The organism is Pseudomonas sp. L7, assembly GCF_046605565.1.
Classification (GTDB): Bacteria; Pseudomonadota; Gammaproteobacteria; order Pseudomonadales; family Pseudomonadaceae; genus Aquipseudomonas; species Aquipseudomonas wayambapalatensis.
This window is the reverse complement of sequence record NZ_CP176784.1, coordinates 419,280-433,139: the sequence shown is the minus strand read 5'-3', so window position 1 is coordinate 433,139 and position 13,860 is coordinate 419,280. Positions and strand designations below refer to the sequence as shown.

Sequence of the window (13,860 nt, the reverse complement as noted above, 5' to 3'; positions counted from 1 at the left end):
CTAGCATCCCTCCATGACCGACGCTATCAACACACTCACCCTGCCCAACGGCCTGCGCCTGACCCTGCGCCACGCCACGCGCCTCAAGCGCGCCGCCGCAGCCTTGAGGGTACATGCCGGCAGCCATGACGCCCCGCCAAGGTGGCCGGGCATTGCGCATTTCCTCGAGCACCTGTTGTTCCTCGGCACCGCGCGCTTCCCGCTGGAAGACGGCCTGATGCGCCATGTCCAGGCGTTCGGCGGCCAAGTCAATGCCAGTACCCGCGAACGCACCACCGACTTCTTCTTCGAAGTGCCTCCGGCGGCCCTGGGGTCTGCGCTGGAGCGCCTGTGCCAGATGCTCGCCGAGCCGGACCTGAGCCTTGCACGCCAGCACCGCGAGCGTGAAGTGATCCATGCCGAGTTCATCGCCTGGTCACGCAATCCCGAGGCGCAGCGCCAGTTCAGGCTGCTGCAATGCGTATCGCCACACCATCCCCTGAGCGGGTTCCACGCAGGCAACCGGTACAGCCTGGCGCTGCAGGACCCTGCTTTCCAGCGCGCGCTGGGCGACTTCCATGCCCGCTTCTATCGCGGTGGGCAGATCCATCTGAGCCTTTGCGGCCCGCAATCGCTGATGCAGCTCGAAGCCCTGGGCCGACAATTCGGTGGCCTGTTCAGCATGGGCGCAATGCAGGCGCAAACGCCTCCCGTCCCTCTACTCGATACCCCCTTGATCGAGCCTGAAGCCTCCACCGGCTGTCTTGACCTGCTGTTCGCCCATGAGCACCTTCCTCCAAGCGCCGAGCAGGCCCTCGACCTGCTGCAGGCCTGCCTGAGCGACAGCCGCCCGGGTGGCTGGCTCGATGCCCTGCGTCAACGCGGCTGGCTACAGGAGGTTCACAGCGACTCGCTGTACGCCTTTGCCGGTCAATTGCTCTGGCACATTCGCCTGCAACTGCAACCTGACGCCCCGCCAGCCGAGGTCCGCGCACTGCTGCACGGCTGGCTCGGCGCGTTGCGCCGCTCGGATACGGCAGCGCTCAACAGCGAATTCGAGCGCCTGCAACACAGCCGCAAGCAAGCAGCCAGCGCACTCGAGCTCGCCCGCCGGGACAGTGCCGGGCGCCCGTTCGAAGCACTGGATGCCCGGGCGCTGGAAGCCTTCCAGGCATTACTCGATGATCTGCCGAACGGCGATCAGGGCCAATGGCAGCAACCGCGCGAGGAGCCTCTGCTGATGGCCGACCTCCCTGTTGGCGGCGCGGCGCTGCCGGATGACCTGACCGTCAGCGAGATCCTGCCGATCGAGCGAGGCTTCGCAACGCTCTATCTACGCTGGCAGATCGCCTCGCCGCTGCGCGAGCGCTTTCATGCGGTGCTGTCACAGGCGTTGCAACCACTGCTCGAACGCGCCCGCCGCGCCTCGCTGCAGCTGGACTTCACCCTCGTTGGCGAGCACTGGCAACTGCGCTGTGCGGGCATGCCTGGCGCGGTGATCCGCACCCTCGAGCTGGCCCTGGAACACCTGCGCCATCCTCCACCACACTTGTTGCGCACACCTGCGCCCGTCGAACCGCCGCACATCCCGATCAGGGCACTGCTCAAGGTGCTGCCCGATCACCTGCGCCCGGCAGCCGTACAGCCACAACCAGCCTGCTTGCTGGATCTGGCGGTGCTTGAGCAGATCTGGGCCAGCGCCCCTCGACACGGGCTCGCCATCGGCTTCGATGGCGCGGCGCAAGCAGCACTCGGCGCGGTGCTGGCAGGTGCACCGGGGGTGCAGGGAACGCCCCCGCCGGCCTCTCTGTTGCTACCGAACCGGCGCTGGGTGCAGCACTCCACGGGCGGCAGTGAGCATGCATTGCTGCTGTTCTGCCCGCTTCCTGCCCACGATGAAGGCGCAGGTCGGGTACTGGCGCAAGCGCTGCAAGGCCCGGTGTACCAACGCCTGCGGATCGAACTGCAACTGGGCTATGCCGTGTTCAGCGCCTTTCGTCTGATAGAAGGCCAGGGCGGCCTGCTGTTCGGCGTGCAATCGCCACAGGCCACGCCCGGCCAGATTCTCGAGCACCTGCTGAGCTTGCTGGCCGACGGCGTCACGTTCGATCCCACGGCCCGACAGGCCCTGGCCGCGCAGTTCGAGGAGCCGGCGATGGCCAATGGCGAAGTCGCCGAATGGGCCTGGCAGACATATCTGGCTACAGAGCCGACAGACCTTGCCCGTCTGCGCAGGTCTATTCTCAGGACAGACCAGCCAATACTGGACCATTTGCTGAAACGCCTTCTGGACGCCGACCACGGCTGGCTGTGCCTGGCCACCAGCGCTGCGCCGGATGCGCGCTTCGAGTAAATACCCCCTGTCCGAGGCGAGGATTGTTACCTGTACTGCAAGGGCGCTTTTCGAAGAATTAACCTTTCGGTACAAATTTTTCTTGTAAGATAGCGCAATCTCAGCCAATGGAACCTCCTGACTCAGGCGGCACCAAAGTAGATAGCTGACATCCACCCACACCATCCGGAAGGAGTTCGACCATGACCACCTGGACCAAACCCGCTTACACCGACCTGCGCATCGGCTTCGAAGTCACCATGTACTTCGCCAGCCGCTAAGCAGCGCTGCAGTGCAACGCCTCGGCCCGCCGGGGCGTTTTCGTTTCATGGACCCGCGGCAAGAGAGTAGCCATGTTCATCCAGATTCTCGGTTCCGCCGCCGGTGGCGGTTTCCCGCAGTGGAACTGCAACTGCGTCAACTGCAAGGGCTTTCGCGATGGCAGCCTGCGCGCGACGGCACGCACCCAGTCGTCCATTGCCCTGTCCGACGACGGTGAGCACTGGATCCTGTGCAATGCCTCGCCCGATATCCGCGCCCAGCTACAGGCCTTTGCGCCGATGCAGCCGGCACGCGCCCTGCGCGACACCGGCATCGACGCGATCGTCCTGCTCGACAGCCAGATAGACCACACCACCGGCCTGCTCAGCCTGCGCGAAGGCTGCCCGCACCAGGTCTGGTGCACCGACATGGTCCACCAGGACCTGAGCACCGGCTTCCCGCTGTTCACCATGCTCAGTCACTGGAACGGTGGCCTGCAGTGGAACCGCATCGAGCTGCAAGGCAGCTTCGTCATCCCCGCCTGCCCGAACCTGCGATTCACCCCCTTCCCCCTGCGCAGCGCAGCGCCGCCCTACTCGCCGCACCGTTTCGACCCGCACCCGGGCGACAACCTTGGCCTGCTGGTCGAGGACCTGCGTACTGGCGGCAAGCTGTTCTACGCACCGGGGCTGGGTCAGGTCGACGACAAGCTGCTGCAGATGATGCATGGCGCCGACTGCCTGCTGGTCGACGGCACCCTGTGGGAAGACGATGAAATGCAGCGCCGCGGCGTCGGCACCCGCACCGGCCGCGAGATGGGTCACCTGGCCCAGAACGGCCCAGGTGGCATGCTGGAGGTGCTCGACGCCTTCCCACGCCAGCGCAAGGTGCTTATCCACATCAACAACACCAACCCGATCCTCGACGAAGACTCCCCGGAGCGCGCCGAAGTCCAGCGCCGTGGCGTGGAAGTCGCCTACGATGGCATGAGCATCGAGTTGTAAGGAGGCCTGATGAGCGACGCACTGCCGATGTCCCCTGCCGAGTTCGAGCAGGCCCTGCGCGCCAAGGGCGCCTACTACCACATCCATCACCCCTACCATGTGGCGATGTACCAGGGCCGCGCCACCCGCGAGCAGATCCAGGGCTGGGTGGCCAACCGCTTCTACTACCAAGTGAACATCCCCATGAAGGATGCCGCGATCCTGGCCAATTGCCCGGACCGCGAAGTACGCCGCGAGTGGATCCAGCGCCTGCTCGACCACGACGGCGCCCCGGGCGAGGACGGCGGCATCGAGGCCTGGCTGCGCCTCGGCCAGGCGGTGGGCCTTGACCCGGACCAACTGCGCTCGCAGGAACTGGTGCTGCCCGGCGTGCGCTTCGCCGTCGACGCCTATGTCAACTTCGCCCGCCGCGCCTCCTGGCAAGAAGCGGCCAGCAGCTCGCTGACCGAGCTGTTCGCCCCGCAGATCCACCAGTCGCGCCTGGACAGCTGGCCGCAGCACTACCCCTGGATCGACCCGGCCGGCTACGAGTACTTCCGAACCCGCCTGGGCCAGGCCCGACGCGATGTAGAGCACGGCCTGGCGATCACCCTGCAGCACTACACCACGCGCGAAGGGCAGGAGCGTATGCTGGAAATCCTGCAGTTCAAGCTGGATATCCTCTGGAGCATGCTCGATGCCATGAGCATGGCCTATGAACTGAACCGCCCGCCCTATCACAGCGTCACAAGCGAACGGGTCTGGCACAAGGGGATCGCACTATGAGTCTCGACCGCACACTGGTGCCGAACTGGCGCACCGGCTACCGCTTCCAGTACGAACCCGCGCAGAAGGGTCACGTGCTGCTGTACCCCGAAGGCATGATCAAGCTCAACGACAGTGCCGGCCTGATCGGTGGACTGGTCGACGGCCAACGCGATGTCGCGGCGATCATCGCCGAGCTCGAACAGCAATTCCCCGGTATCCCGGAAGTGGCCGAGGATATCGAGCAGTTCATGGAGGTGGCCCGTGCCGAACACTGGATCACCCTCGCCTGAGGTGCCGGTCGGTCTGCCGTTGTGGCTGCTGGCCGAGCTGACCTACCGCTGCCCGCTGCAGTGCCCGTACTGCTCCAACCCGCTGGACTTCGCCGCCCAGGGCAAGGAGCTGAGTACCGAGCAGTGGTTCCAGGTGATGGCCCAGGCCCGTGAAATGGGCGCGGCGCAGATCGGTTTTTCCGGCGGCGAGCCACTGGTGCGCCAGGACCTCACCGACCTGATCGGCGAGGCCCGGCGCCTGGGTTACTACACCAACCTGATCACCTCCGGGATCGGCCTCACCGAGCAGAAGATCGCGGCCTTCAAGCAGGCCGGCCTGGACCATATCCAGATCAGCTTCCAGGCCAGCGACGAACAGGTGAACAACCTGCTGGCCGGTTCGAAGAAAGCCTTCGCACAGAAGCTGGAAATGGCGCGCGCGGTGAAGGCCCACGGTTATCCGATGGTGCTGAACTTCGTCACCCACCGGCACAACATCGACCGCATCGACCGCATCATCGAGCTGTGCATCGCTCTCGAAGCCGACTTCGTCGAACTTGCCACCTGCCAGTTCTATGGCTGGGCGCACCTCAATCGCCTGGGCTTGCTGCCGACCCGCGAGCAGCTCGAGCGTGCCGAGCGCATCACCAACCAGTACCGCGATCGTCTGAAAGCCGACGGCAACCCGTGCAAGCTGATCTTCGTCACGCCCGACTACTACGAAGAACGCCCCAAGGCCTGCATGAACGGCTGGGGCAGCCTGTTCCTGACCATCACCCCCGACGGCACCGCCCTGCCCTGTCATGGCGCGCGCCAGTTGCCGGTGCAGTTTCCCAACGTGCGCGACCATGACCTGCGACATATCTGGTACGACTCGTTCGGCTTCAATCGCTTTCGCGGTTATGACTGGATGCCCGAACCCTGCCGTTCGTGCGACGAGAAGGAAAAGGATTTCGGCGGCTGCCGCTGCCAGGCCTTCATGCTCACCGGCGATGCCAGCAAAGCCGACCCGGTGTGCGCCAAGTCGCCGGATCACGGCATCATTCTCAAGGCCCGCGAGGAGGCGCAGACCGCCCAGATGAACATCGAACAGATGACCTTCCGCAACGAGCGCAACTCCCGTGTCATCGCCCGTGGCTGAGTTCAGCGCCACCCAGGCAGTGGCCGCCGGCACCGACTTCGCCGAACTCAAGGTCGGCGACCAGGGGCTGTTCTGGAACGAATTCCGCCCCGCCGATGGCGCCTGCCGTATCTGGCACTGGCGCCAGCAGCAGGCCCATTGCCTGACACCGGATGGTTTCAGCGCGCGCAGCCGAGTCTATGAATACGGCGGCGGCAGCTTTTGCCTGAGCCCGGATGCCGTGCTCTTCGTCAACGAGAAAGACCAGCAGGTCTATCGCCAGGCGCTGGACGGCTCGCAGCCACAGGGGCTGACCGCAGCACCTGACTGTCGCTATGGCGACCTGCAGTGGCATGACGGCCAGGTACTGGCGGTCGAAGAGCATCATGCCGAGCGCGTCGAGCATCGGCTGGTGGCGCTGGCCGCCGGAACGCGCCAGGTGCTGGCCGAGGGCGCCGACTTCTACGCCTCGCCCACCTTGAGCGCCGATGGCCAACGCCTGGCATGGATCGAGTGGGATCGCCCGGCACAGCCCTGGACGGTCACCCGCCTGATGCTCCGCGAACGACAAGGCGATGGGCTCTGGGGGGCGGCACAATGTGTGGCCGGCCAGGACGAGTCCCTGCAGCAGCCACGCTTCGACGCTGACGGCAGGCTGTACTGCCTGTCCGATCGCAACGGTTTCTGGCAACCCTGGAGCGAGGTCGGCGGTCGTTGGCAGGCGCTGCCCGCCGAGGCCGCCGACCACGCTGCCGCGCCCTGGCAGCTGGGCGCCTGCACCTGGCTACCCTTGGGGCCGCAGCGCTACCTCGCCACCCGCTTCGAAAACGGCTTCGGGACCTTGGCGATACACGACGAAGGCAAGCCTATGCAGGCCTTCGCCAAGGACTACACGCGGTTTCGCAGCCTGGCGATGGACGCGCAATACCTCTACGCCATCGCAGCTTCCCCCACACGCCCGCCTGCAATCCTCGCCATCGAACGCGACGGCCAGCGCAGCCGGGTCCTGGCGGGAGGCAGCCAGGTGCTGCCGGACACGCGCATCAGTTGCCCGCTACCCATCAGCTACCCCAGTGGCGAGGCCCTGGCCCATGGTTTCTTCTACCCAGCCATGGACAGTCAGCACACCCCCCCACTGGTGGTGTTCATCCACGGAGGCCCGACCTCGGCCTGCTACCCGGTGCTCGACGCACGCATCCAGTACTGGACCCAGCGCGGTTTCGCCGTCGCCGACCTCAACTACCGGGGCAGCAGCGGCTATGGCCGTGCCTATCGTCAGGCATTGCACCTGCGCTGGGGCGAGATCGACGTGCAGGACGCCTGCGCCGCCGTTGCATTTCTCGCCGGGCAAGGTTTGATCGACCCGGACAAGGCGTTCATTCGCGGCGGCAGTGCCGGCGGCTACACCACGCTATGCGCCTTGGCCTTCCACGACGTATTCCGCGCGGGCGCCAGCCTTTATGGCGTCAGCGACCCCATCGCGTTGGGCAAGGCGACTCACAAGTTCGAAGGCGATTACCTGGAGTGGCTGATCGGCGACCCGCAGCAAGATGCCGAGCGCTACCGGCAGCGCACGCCGCTACTGCATGCTGAGCGGATCAAGGCGCCGGTGATCTTCTTCCAGGGCGAACTGGATGCCGTGGTAGTGCCGGAACAGACCCGCAGCATGCTGGAAGCACTGAAAGCCAATGGCATCAAGGCCGTGGGGCATTTCTATGCCGAAGAGCGTCATGGTTTTCGCAAGGCACAGAACCTTGCCCATGCGCTGGAGGAGGAATGGCGATTCTATTGCCAGGTGCTGGAGCGCTGAGGGGGCCGCGCACGGCCCCACCATGGCCTAGCGTTTGGCGATGATGTACACCGCATGCACGATCCCTGGAATGTAGCCCAGCAGAGTCAGCAGGATGTTCAACCAGAACGCGCCGCCGAAGCCAACCTGCAGGAACACGCCCAAAGGCGGCAGAAGAATAGCGATGATGATACGAATGAAGTCCATGTGATGCTCTCCTGGAGGGTTCTCAACACAGACTAGTGCGCTTCGTCAGAGGTTCCACACTGATATCACGCTCAAAAAAAAACGCCCCGGGCCAAATACAGCTGGCCAAGGGCGATGCGCAGGAACGCGAGACGGTTCGTTGAAATTCGGTGGTCAGGCCGTCGCTTCGCGGCGAACCTGTTGGCGGGAATGCACACGGGCGAAGGCGCGGGACAGCCGCAGCAGCATCTCGTCGATATTGCCCCGGCTCACGGTCAGCGCTGGCGAGAAGCGCACCACATCCGCTTGCGCGGCATTGAGCAGCAGGCCTTCTTGCAGTGCTGCCTCGACCAGTTCCTGAGCCAGCGCTTCACGCAGCTGCAACGCCCATAACAGCCCCTGGCCCCGCACCTCGCCCTGCCCGTAGCGCCCCGCCAGACGGCTGAGACCCTCGCGCAGGTGTCGGCCGCTGTCCTGCACCTGCTCGAGAAAACCCGGCGCCAGCACGGTATCCAGCACAGCCAGGCCCGCCGCGCTCATCAGGGCGTTGCCGTGGTGGCTGCCCTCGAGCTCGCCCGGCGCGGCGCAGCAGGCCGTACCGCGGGCCAGCAGGGCCGCCAGCGGCACCCCGCCGCCCAGGCCCTTGCCCAAGGTGAGGATATCGGCCCGCACGCCGTAGGTCTGTTCGGCCAGCAGCGCGCCACAACGGCCGATACCGGTCTGCACTTCGTCGAGAATCAACAGGATGCCCAGCTCGCGGCAAAGCTTTTCGACACCCTGCAGGTATTCACGTGTTGCCGGAATCACACCGGCCTCGCCCTGGATCGGCTCGAGCATGATCGCCACGGTGCGCGAGTCGACCTCGGCATGCAGGGCGGCCAGGTCGTTGAACGGCACCTTGCTGAAGCCGGGCAATCCCGGTTCGCAGCGGTTGCACGGCAGCGGGTCGGACGCCGACAGCGCGCCAAGGCTGCGGCCATGGCAGGCCTGGCTGGCCGTGATGATGTGATAGGCACCGCCGCGATGCCGCTGGCCCCATTTGCGCGCAAGCTTGATTGCGCCCTCGCAAGCCTCGGCGCCACTGTTGAGCAGGTACGCCTGGTCGCTGCCGGTGCTTTGGCACAAGCGCCCGGCCAGCGCCAGCAGCGCCGAGCTGTGAAAGCCCGCGCCCGGATTGATCAGGGCCTGGGCCTGGCTGCCGAGGGCCCTGGCCAGCACTTCAGGGCTGTGCCCGAGGCTGTTGACCGCGCAGCCCTGGGTGAAGTCCAGGTACGCATGCCCTTGGTCGTCCCACAACCACGAACCCTGGCCACGCACGAACACCTGAGGTGCGCGCTTGCGGCCAGGCATCAGCCACTCGCGGGACAGTTGCGATGGCGCCGCCTCCTGCGTCGTGCTCTGCACGGGCTCGACAACGACCGCAGCCGAACGACGCAGCTTGAACAGGTTCATGATGACTCCAGGGCAATCACGGGAACGGGCAAGGCGCCCCGGTCTTCGCCTGGGGTCGGATATTTTGCCTTGCCTATCAAAAGTGTTTCTCATCCGGGGTAACAATGAACCGGGCTGATCGCTTCAGCCCTCCGGAATACGGCGATAGACTAGGCGTACCGGCGCTTCGCGGCCATTTCGTTTTTCCAGCTTTTTCGATAAGTATTTCTTATGGATTTTCGCCAACTGCGTTATTTCGTCGCGGTCTATGAAGAAGGCCATGTGGGCCGGGCTGCCGAGCGCCTGTCACTGTCGCAACCGGCACTGTCGCAACAGATCCGCCAGCTTGAGCACAGCCTTGACCTGAACCTGTTCGAACGCAGCAACAAGCGCTTGCTGCCAACCCTCGCCGCGCACACCCTCTACAACCATGCGCTGCCCCTGCTCGACGGGCTGCAGCGCGCCCAGGAAGCCATGCAGGAGTTCAAGGGCCAGTCCTTGCGCACCCTGGCCATCGGCGTGCTGCAGACCGTACGCCCGAGCCTGGTGCCGCGGCTGCTGGAGAAACTGCGCAAGGCCCAGCCACACCTGGTCGTGCAGATCTACGAGTTGTCGGGGCTGGAAATCGAGCGGCGGCTGCTCAACGGCAGCCTGGATATCGGTATCAGCTACCTGCCGCCACGTCAGCCAGGGCTGCATGGGCTGTTGTTGTACGAAGATGAACTCCAGCTTGTCATCCCCAATACGCATCCACTGAAAGACTTCAAGAAGGTCTCGATCAGACAAGCCGCCGAATTACCGCTGCTGATGCTGGGGGAGGAATTCCAGATCCGGCAGATCTGGAAGGCGCAACTGGCCAATCTCGGGCGCAGGCCACAGGTGCAGGCAGAGATGAACAACATGGGGGGGATTCTCGACAGCCTGGCCAATACCGCCCTGGCGACCATCCTTCCGGGGCGTGCCAAGGAAGCGGCCGAAGACGATCAGGCACTGCTCTGGAAACCCCTGAGCGAGCCACGGGTTCCGCTCAAGGTGGGCCTGGTATTTCGCGATGCCCAACGCCAGCAGGCGTCGGTGGAATTGCTGCGCACCCTGCTGGAGGAGGAAAGCGATGCTCGCCAGGTGGGCGTCCCGGCGCTGGACGGCCGCAACGGGTAAAAACGCCAGACAAAGAAAACCCCGCCGAGGCGGGGTTCTCCAGACTGTTTCCCTGACATCCTTATCGTCCCACCATCCTGGCGGGAAATCCTACGTGTCCCTGTTCTGTCCTTTGCGCTTCCTGCGCTCCGTCCATGTAAGAAAGATTAACCGTGGATCCAATCTTAGGAAAGAGGAGAAAAGTCACCACGTGATGTAGGAAAAAGCTTACAAAGCCGAGGTGTTCAGAACGTCCTGTTCGCACGCGTAAACCCCGGCCCTCGATCAGAATTGCGCGGCATCCAGCAAGTACAACGACTCGCTGCCCGCCTTCACCGAAGCCACCAACGAATCCAGCCTTGGCAGCAGGCGGGCGAAGTAGAAGCGCGCCGTCCCAAGCTTCGCGCCATAGAAGGCCTCGTCGCCCTCACCTACCTGCGCAGCACGGGCCATCAGTGCCCACATGTAGCCATAGGCCACGTAGCCGAACGCATGCAGGTACTCGACCGAGGCGGCACCAATTTCGTTGGGGTTGCCTTTGGCCCGCTCCAGCACCCATTCGGTCAAGCCGTCGAGCTGATCCAGCGCAGTACCCAGCGGCTGGCTGAACTCGACGTCGGTGGTGCGGATGAACTCGCGGATCTCGTCCGCGAACAGACGGTAGTAAGCGCCGCCGCTGGCCACCACCTTGCGCCCCATCAGGTCCAGAGCCTGGATGCCGTTGGTGCCTTCGTAGATCTGCGTGATGCGCACATCGCGCACCAACTGCTCCTGGCCCCATTCGCGGATGTAGCCGTGTCCACCGAACACCTGCTGGCCATGTACGGTGCACTCCAGGCCGAGGTCGGTGAGGAAGGCCTTGGCCACCGGCGTCAGCAAGGCCACCAGTTCCTCGCTGCGTTTGCGGGTGGCGGCGTCTTCGCTGAACTTGGCGCTGTCCAGTTGCATCGCGACATAGGTGGAAAACGCCCGACCGCCTTCGGTCAGCGCTTTCATGGTAAGCAGCATGCGACGCACGTCGGGGTGGACGATGATCGGGTCGGCGACCTTGTCCTTGGCTTGCGGGCCCGTCGGCGCACGGCTCTGCAAGCGGTCGCGGGCGTATTCGACGGCGTTCTGGTAGGAGCGCTCGGCCGACGCCAGGCCTTGGATACCGACACCCAGGCGCTCGTAGTTCATCATGGTGAACATCGCCGCCAGGCCTTTGTTCGGCTCACCGACGATATAGCCGACCGCCTCGTCGAAGTTCATCACACAGGTGGCCGAAGCCTGGATGCCCATCTTGTGTTCGATCGAGCCACAGGTGGCCGGGTTGCGCGCACCCAGGCTGCCGTCGTCGTTGACCAGGAACTTGGGCACCAGGAACAGCGAGATGCCTTTCGGACCGGCCGGCGCATCCGGCAGCTTGGCCAGCACCAGGTGGATGATGTTTTCAGTCAGGTCGTGCTCACCACCGGTGATGAAGATCTTGGTGCCGCTGACCTTGTAGCTGCCGTCAGCCTGCGGCTCGGCCTTGGTGCGGATGATGCCCAGGTCGGTGCCGGCATGGGGCTCGGTCAGGCACATGGAGCCGGCCCAGACGCCGGCGTACATGTTCGGCAGATACTTTTCCTTCAACGCTTCGCTGGCGTGGGCGTTGATCGACAGGCAGGCACCTGCGGTGAGCATCGGATACAGCCCGAACGACAGGCTCGAGGCGTTGACCATTTCCTCGACCTGGGCCGAGATGGCCTTGGGCATGCCCATGCCACCAAACAGCGGATCCCCGCCGACACCGACCCAGCCGCCTTCGGCGTAGGTCTGGTAAGCCTCGATGAATCCGGCCGGGGTGCGGACCGCGCCGTTGTCCCAGTGACAGCCTTCTTCATCAGCGGCGCGGCTCAGCGGCGCGATGCTCTTGCTGGTGACCTTGCCGGCCTCTTCCAGCACGGCCAGGGCGGTCTCGGCATCGACGACGTCCGCCAGGCCCGGCAGTTGAGCCCAGAGTTCGGAAACCTTGAAGACTTCATTGAGTACGAAGCGCATATCGCGCAGGGGCGCTTTATAGTCGGCCATGACAACCTCTCGTTAGCAGAGTCGGGGCGGCCACCAGGGGCCGCGCACTGGGTTGAGGCCAGTGTAACCGAACAACTTTTACGAGACATAGGGTCATCACTCGACCATATAGTCCGATATGGTCACGCCGTGCGAACCGCCCCGCGCCGCGCGGTCTGCCCCGACAGCATCACACAGTTGCGCCCTGCAGCCTTGGCGCTGTAGAGCGCCTGGTCGGCGGACTTGAGCACCTCTTCCGGGTTGCGGTGCTCCGGCAGGCGCTCGGCGACGCCGATACTGATGGTCACCGACACCGTGTTGCCTGCCGACCCTGCCCGTCGCTGGCGCCCGGTGGAATCATCCTGCGGGCGGTTGTTCTGGTCGCGCAACTGGATGGCATAGTTGGCGATCATCTCGCGCACCGCCTCCAGGTGCGGCAGGCATTCTTCGGCAGTCTGGCCGGCGAACACCAGGGCGAACTCCTCACCGCCATAGCGATAGGCACGCCCACCCCCGGTCACCTTGGACAGTCGACTGGCGACCAGGCGCAGCACCTGGTCGCCAACGTCGTGGCCATGGGTGTCGTTGAATTTCTTGAAGTGATCCACGTCGGTCATGGCGATCACATAGTTGCGGCCCAGGCGCTGCATGCGTTCGTTCAGCGCGCGGCGGCCAGGAAGCCCGGTCAGCTCATCGCGAAACGCCATCTGGTAGGCCTCGTGGGAGACCGCTGCGGCGATCATCAGCATCACCTGGCTGCACATGATGTTCAGGGTGAAGGGCAGGATGAACGTCTGCGGCAGCATCCAGAAGATCCCCACCAGGCCGGTGATCTGCGCGGCGTGCAATGGCCGGGGCTCGCGCAGGTACTGCACCACCAGCAGGATGAACACGCCCAGGAACAGCGGGTAGGCCAACTGGATCAGGCTCATCCACTGCCCATGCAGCGACGGCCAGCGGATCTCTGCCAGCCACGTCAGCAGCGCCTGTGGGTAACTCTGCTCCAGCGCCAGGGTCACGCTGCCAACCGCGAACAGCACGGCGAAGCGAGCAAGCATGTCCTGGGCCAGGTGGGTGCGCTCCTGCCAGGCGCCGAACAGGCCGAACAGCGCAGGCAGCAACAGGCACACCAGGTGAAACACGACTGCAGCGTCTTCGCGGACCTGGCCGTGATCGCGGTAGTAATCGGTCTGGGTATCGAGCAGGAAGTAGGCGATGTACACCGTAACCATCAGGAACAGTTCGCGCTGGCGGCGATACACCGCACAGTAGGCACCGCCGAGCAGCAGCACCAGGGTAGGCAGCACGTTGAACAGGGACGTGAAGAACACGCTCAGGTCCCTGACGTAGGCCGCCGCAAGCCCCGACAGCAACAGCAGGATCGAAGGCAGGAAGTGGCTGGCGCGAACAGCGGATAGACGAAACAAGGGTAATCTCCGACCCGGCAGATCAATAATGGCATTGTGCCCTTACTTCATCGGCAGCGCACATGAATAGATGAATACAACAGAAGGGTTTAACGGCAGGCGGGTGGAGAGTCTTGAGGTTTTCTCGTTACCGGATGCAACGAG

The 13,860-nt window shown here is 64.5% G+C and carries 12 protein-coding genes; 8 read left to right on the top strand and 4 right to left on the bottom strand.

Annotation, left to right across the window (positions count from 1 at the left end; genetic code table 11):
* Positions 1–13: 13 nt before the first annotated feature.
* From pqqF to ACK3BK_RS01985, 7 genes are all read left to right on the top strand, one after another.
* Complete coding sequence (pqqF, locus tag ACK3BK_RS02015; RefSeq protein WP_411383652.1) at positions 14–2,332, top strand: pyrroloquinoline quinone biosynthesis protein PqqF; 2,319 nt, start codon at positions 14–16, stop codon at positions 2,330–2,332.
* Positions 2,333–2,514: 182 nt separating this feature from the next.
* Positions 2,515–2,592, top strand: coding sequence for a pyrroloquinoline quinone precursor peptide PqqA (pqqA, locus tag ACK3BK_RS02010; RefSeq protein ID WP_081255326.1), 78 nt, complete (start codon positions 2,515–2,517; stop codon positions 2,590–2,592).
* 72 nt (positions 2,593–2,664) lie between these two features.
* Entirely contained in the window at positions 2,665–3,576 is a 912-nt protein-coding gene (pqqB, locus tag ACK3BK_RS02005; RefSeq protein ID WP_186667525.1) for a pyrroloquinoline quinone biosynthesis protein PqqB, read from the top strand.
* Between the two features lie 9 nt (positions 3,577–3,585).
* Positions 3,586–4,341 carry a pyrroloquinoline-quinone synthase PqqC gene (gene pqqC / locus ACK3BK_RS02000; RefSeq protein ID WP_186667524.1) on the top strand — a complete coding sequence of 252 codons (756 nt, stop codon included), beginning with the start codon at positions 3,586–3,588 and terminating at the stop codon, positions 4,339–4,341.
* Positions 4,338–4,613: a pyrroloquinoline quinone biosynthesis peptide chaperone PqqD gene (gene pqqD / locus ACK3BK_RS01995; protein ID WP_054892198.1), complete on the top strand. Its 276-nt coding sequence runs from the start codon at positions 4,338–4,340 to the stop codon at positions 4,611–4,613. The genes pqqC and pqqD overlap by 4 nt, the downstream gene beginning before the upstream one ends.
* Positions 4,585–5,733 carry a pyrroloquinoline quinone biosynthesis protein PqqE gene (gene pqqE, locus ACK3BK_RS01990; RefSeq protein WP_186709379.1) on the top strand — a complete coding sequence of 383 codons (1,149 nt, stop codon included), beginning with the start codon at positions 4,585–4,587 and terminating at the stop codon, positions 5,731–5,733. The genes pqqD and pqqE overlap by 29 nt, the downstream gene beginning before the upstream one ends.
* Complete coding sequence (locus ACK3BK_RS01985) at positions 5,714–7,522, top strand: S9 family peptidase (RefSeq protein ID WP_411383651.1); 1,809 nt, start codon at positions 5,714–5,716, stop codon at positions 7,520–7,522. Before pqqE ends, ACK3BK_RS01985 begins: the two co-directional genes overlap by 20 nt.
* A 27-nt stretch (positions 7,523–7,549) precedes the next feature.
* Here ACK3BK_RS01985 and ACK3BK_RS01980 read toward each other — a convergent pair whose 3' ends face one another.
* Positions 7,550–7,708, bottom strand: coding sequence for a YqaE/Pmp3 family membrane protein (locus tag ACK3BK_RS01980; protein ID WP_003177654.1), 159 nt, complete (start codon positions 7,706–7,708; stop codon positions 7,550–7,552).
* Between the two features lie 153 nt (positions 7,709–7,861).
* Positions 7,862–9,139: an aspartate aminotransferase family protein gene (locus ACK3BK_RS01975; RefSeq protein ID WP_411383650.1), complete on the bottom strand. Its 1,278-nt coding sequence runs from the start codon at positions 9,137–9,139 to the stop codon at positions 7,862–7,864.
* Between the two features lie 210 nt (positions 9,140–9,349).
* Between ACK3BK_RS01975 and ACK3BK_RS01970 the strand changes: the two genes are divergently transcribed.
* The gene (locus tag ACK3BK_RS01970) at positions 9,350–10,276 is read left to right on the top strand and encodes a LysR family transcriptional regulator (RefSeq protein ID WP_411383649.1); all 927 of its coding nucleotides are present in this window, start codon (positions 9,350–9,352) and stop codon (positions 10,274–10,276) included.
* 264 nt (positions 10,277–10,540) lie between these two features.
* Here the strand turns inward: ACK3BK_RS01970 and ACK3BK_RS01965 are convergent, their stop codons facing one another.
* A complete protein-coding gene (locus ACK3BK_RS01965; RefSeq protein WP_186667519.1) occupies positions 10,541–12,310 on the bottom strand; it encodes an acyl-CoA dehydrogenase C-terminal domain-containing protein in 1,770 nt (589 codons plus the stop codon).
* 122 nt (positions 12,311–12,432) lie between these two features.
* Positions 12,433–13,716 (bottom strand): sensor domain-containing diguanylate cyclase, encoded by a 1,284-nt coding sequence (locus ACK3BK_RS01960; protein WP_186667518.1) that lies wholly within the window; start codon positions 13,714–13,716, stop codon positions 12,433–12,435.
* Positions 13,717–13,860 lie beyond the last annotated feature (144 nt).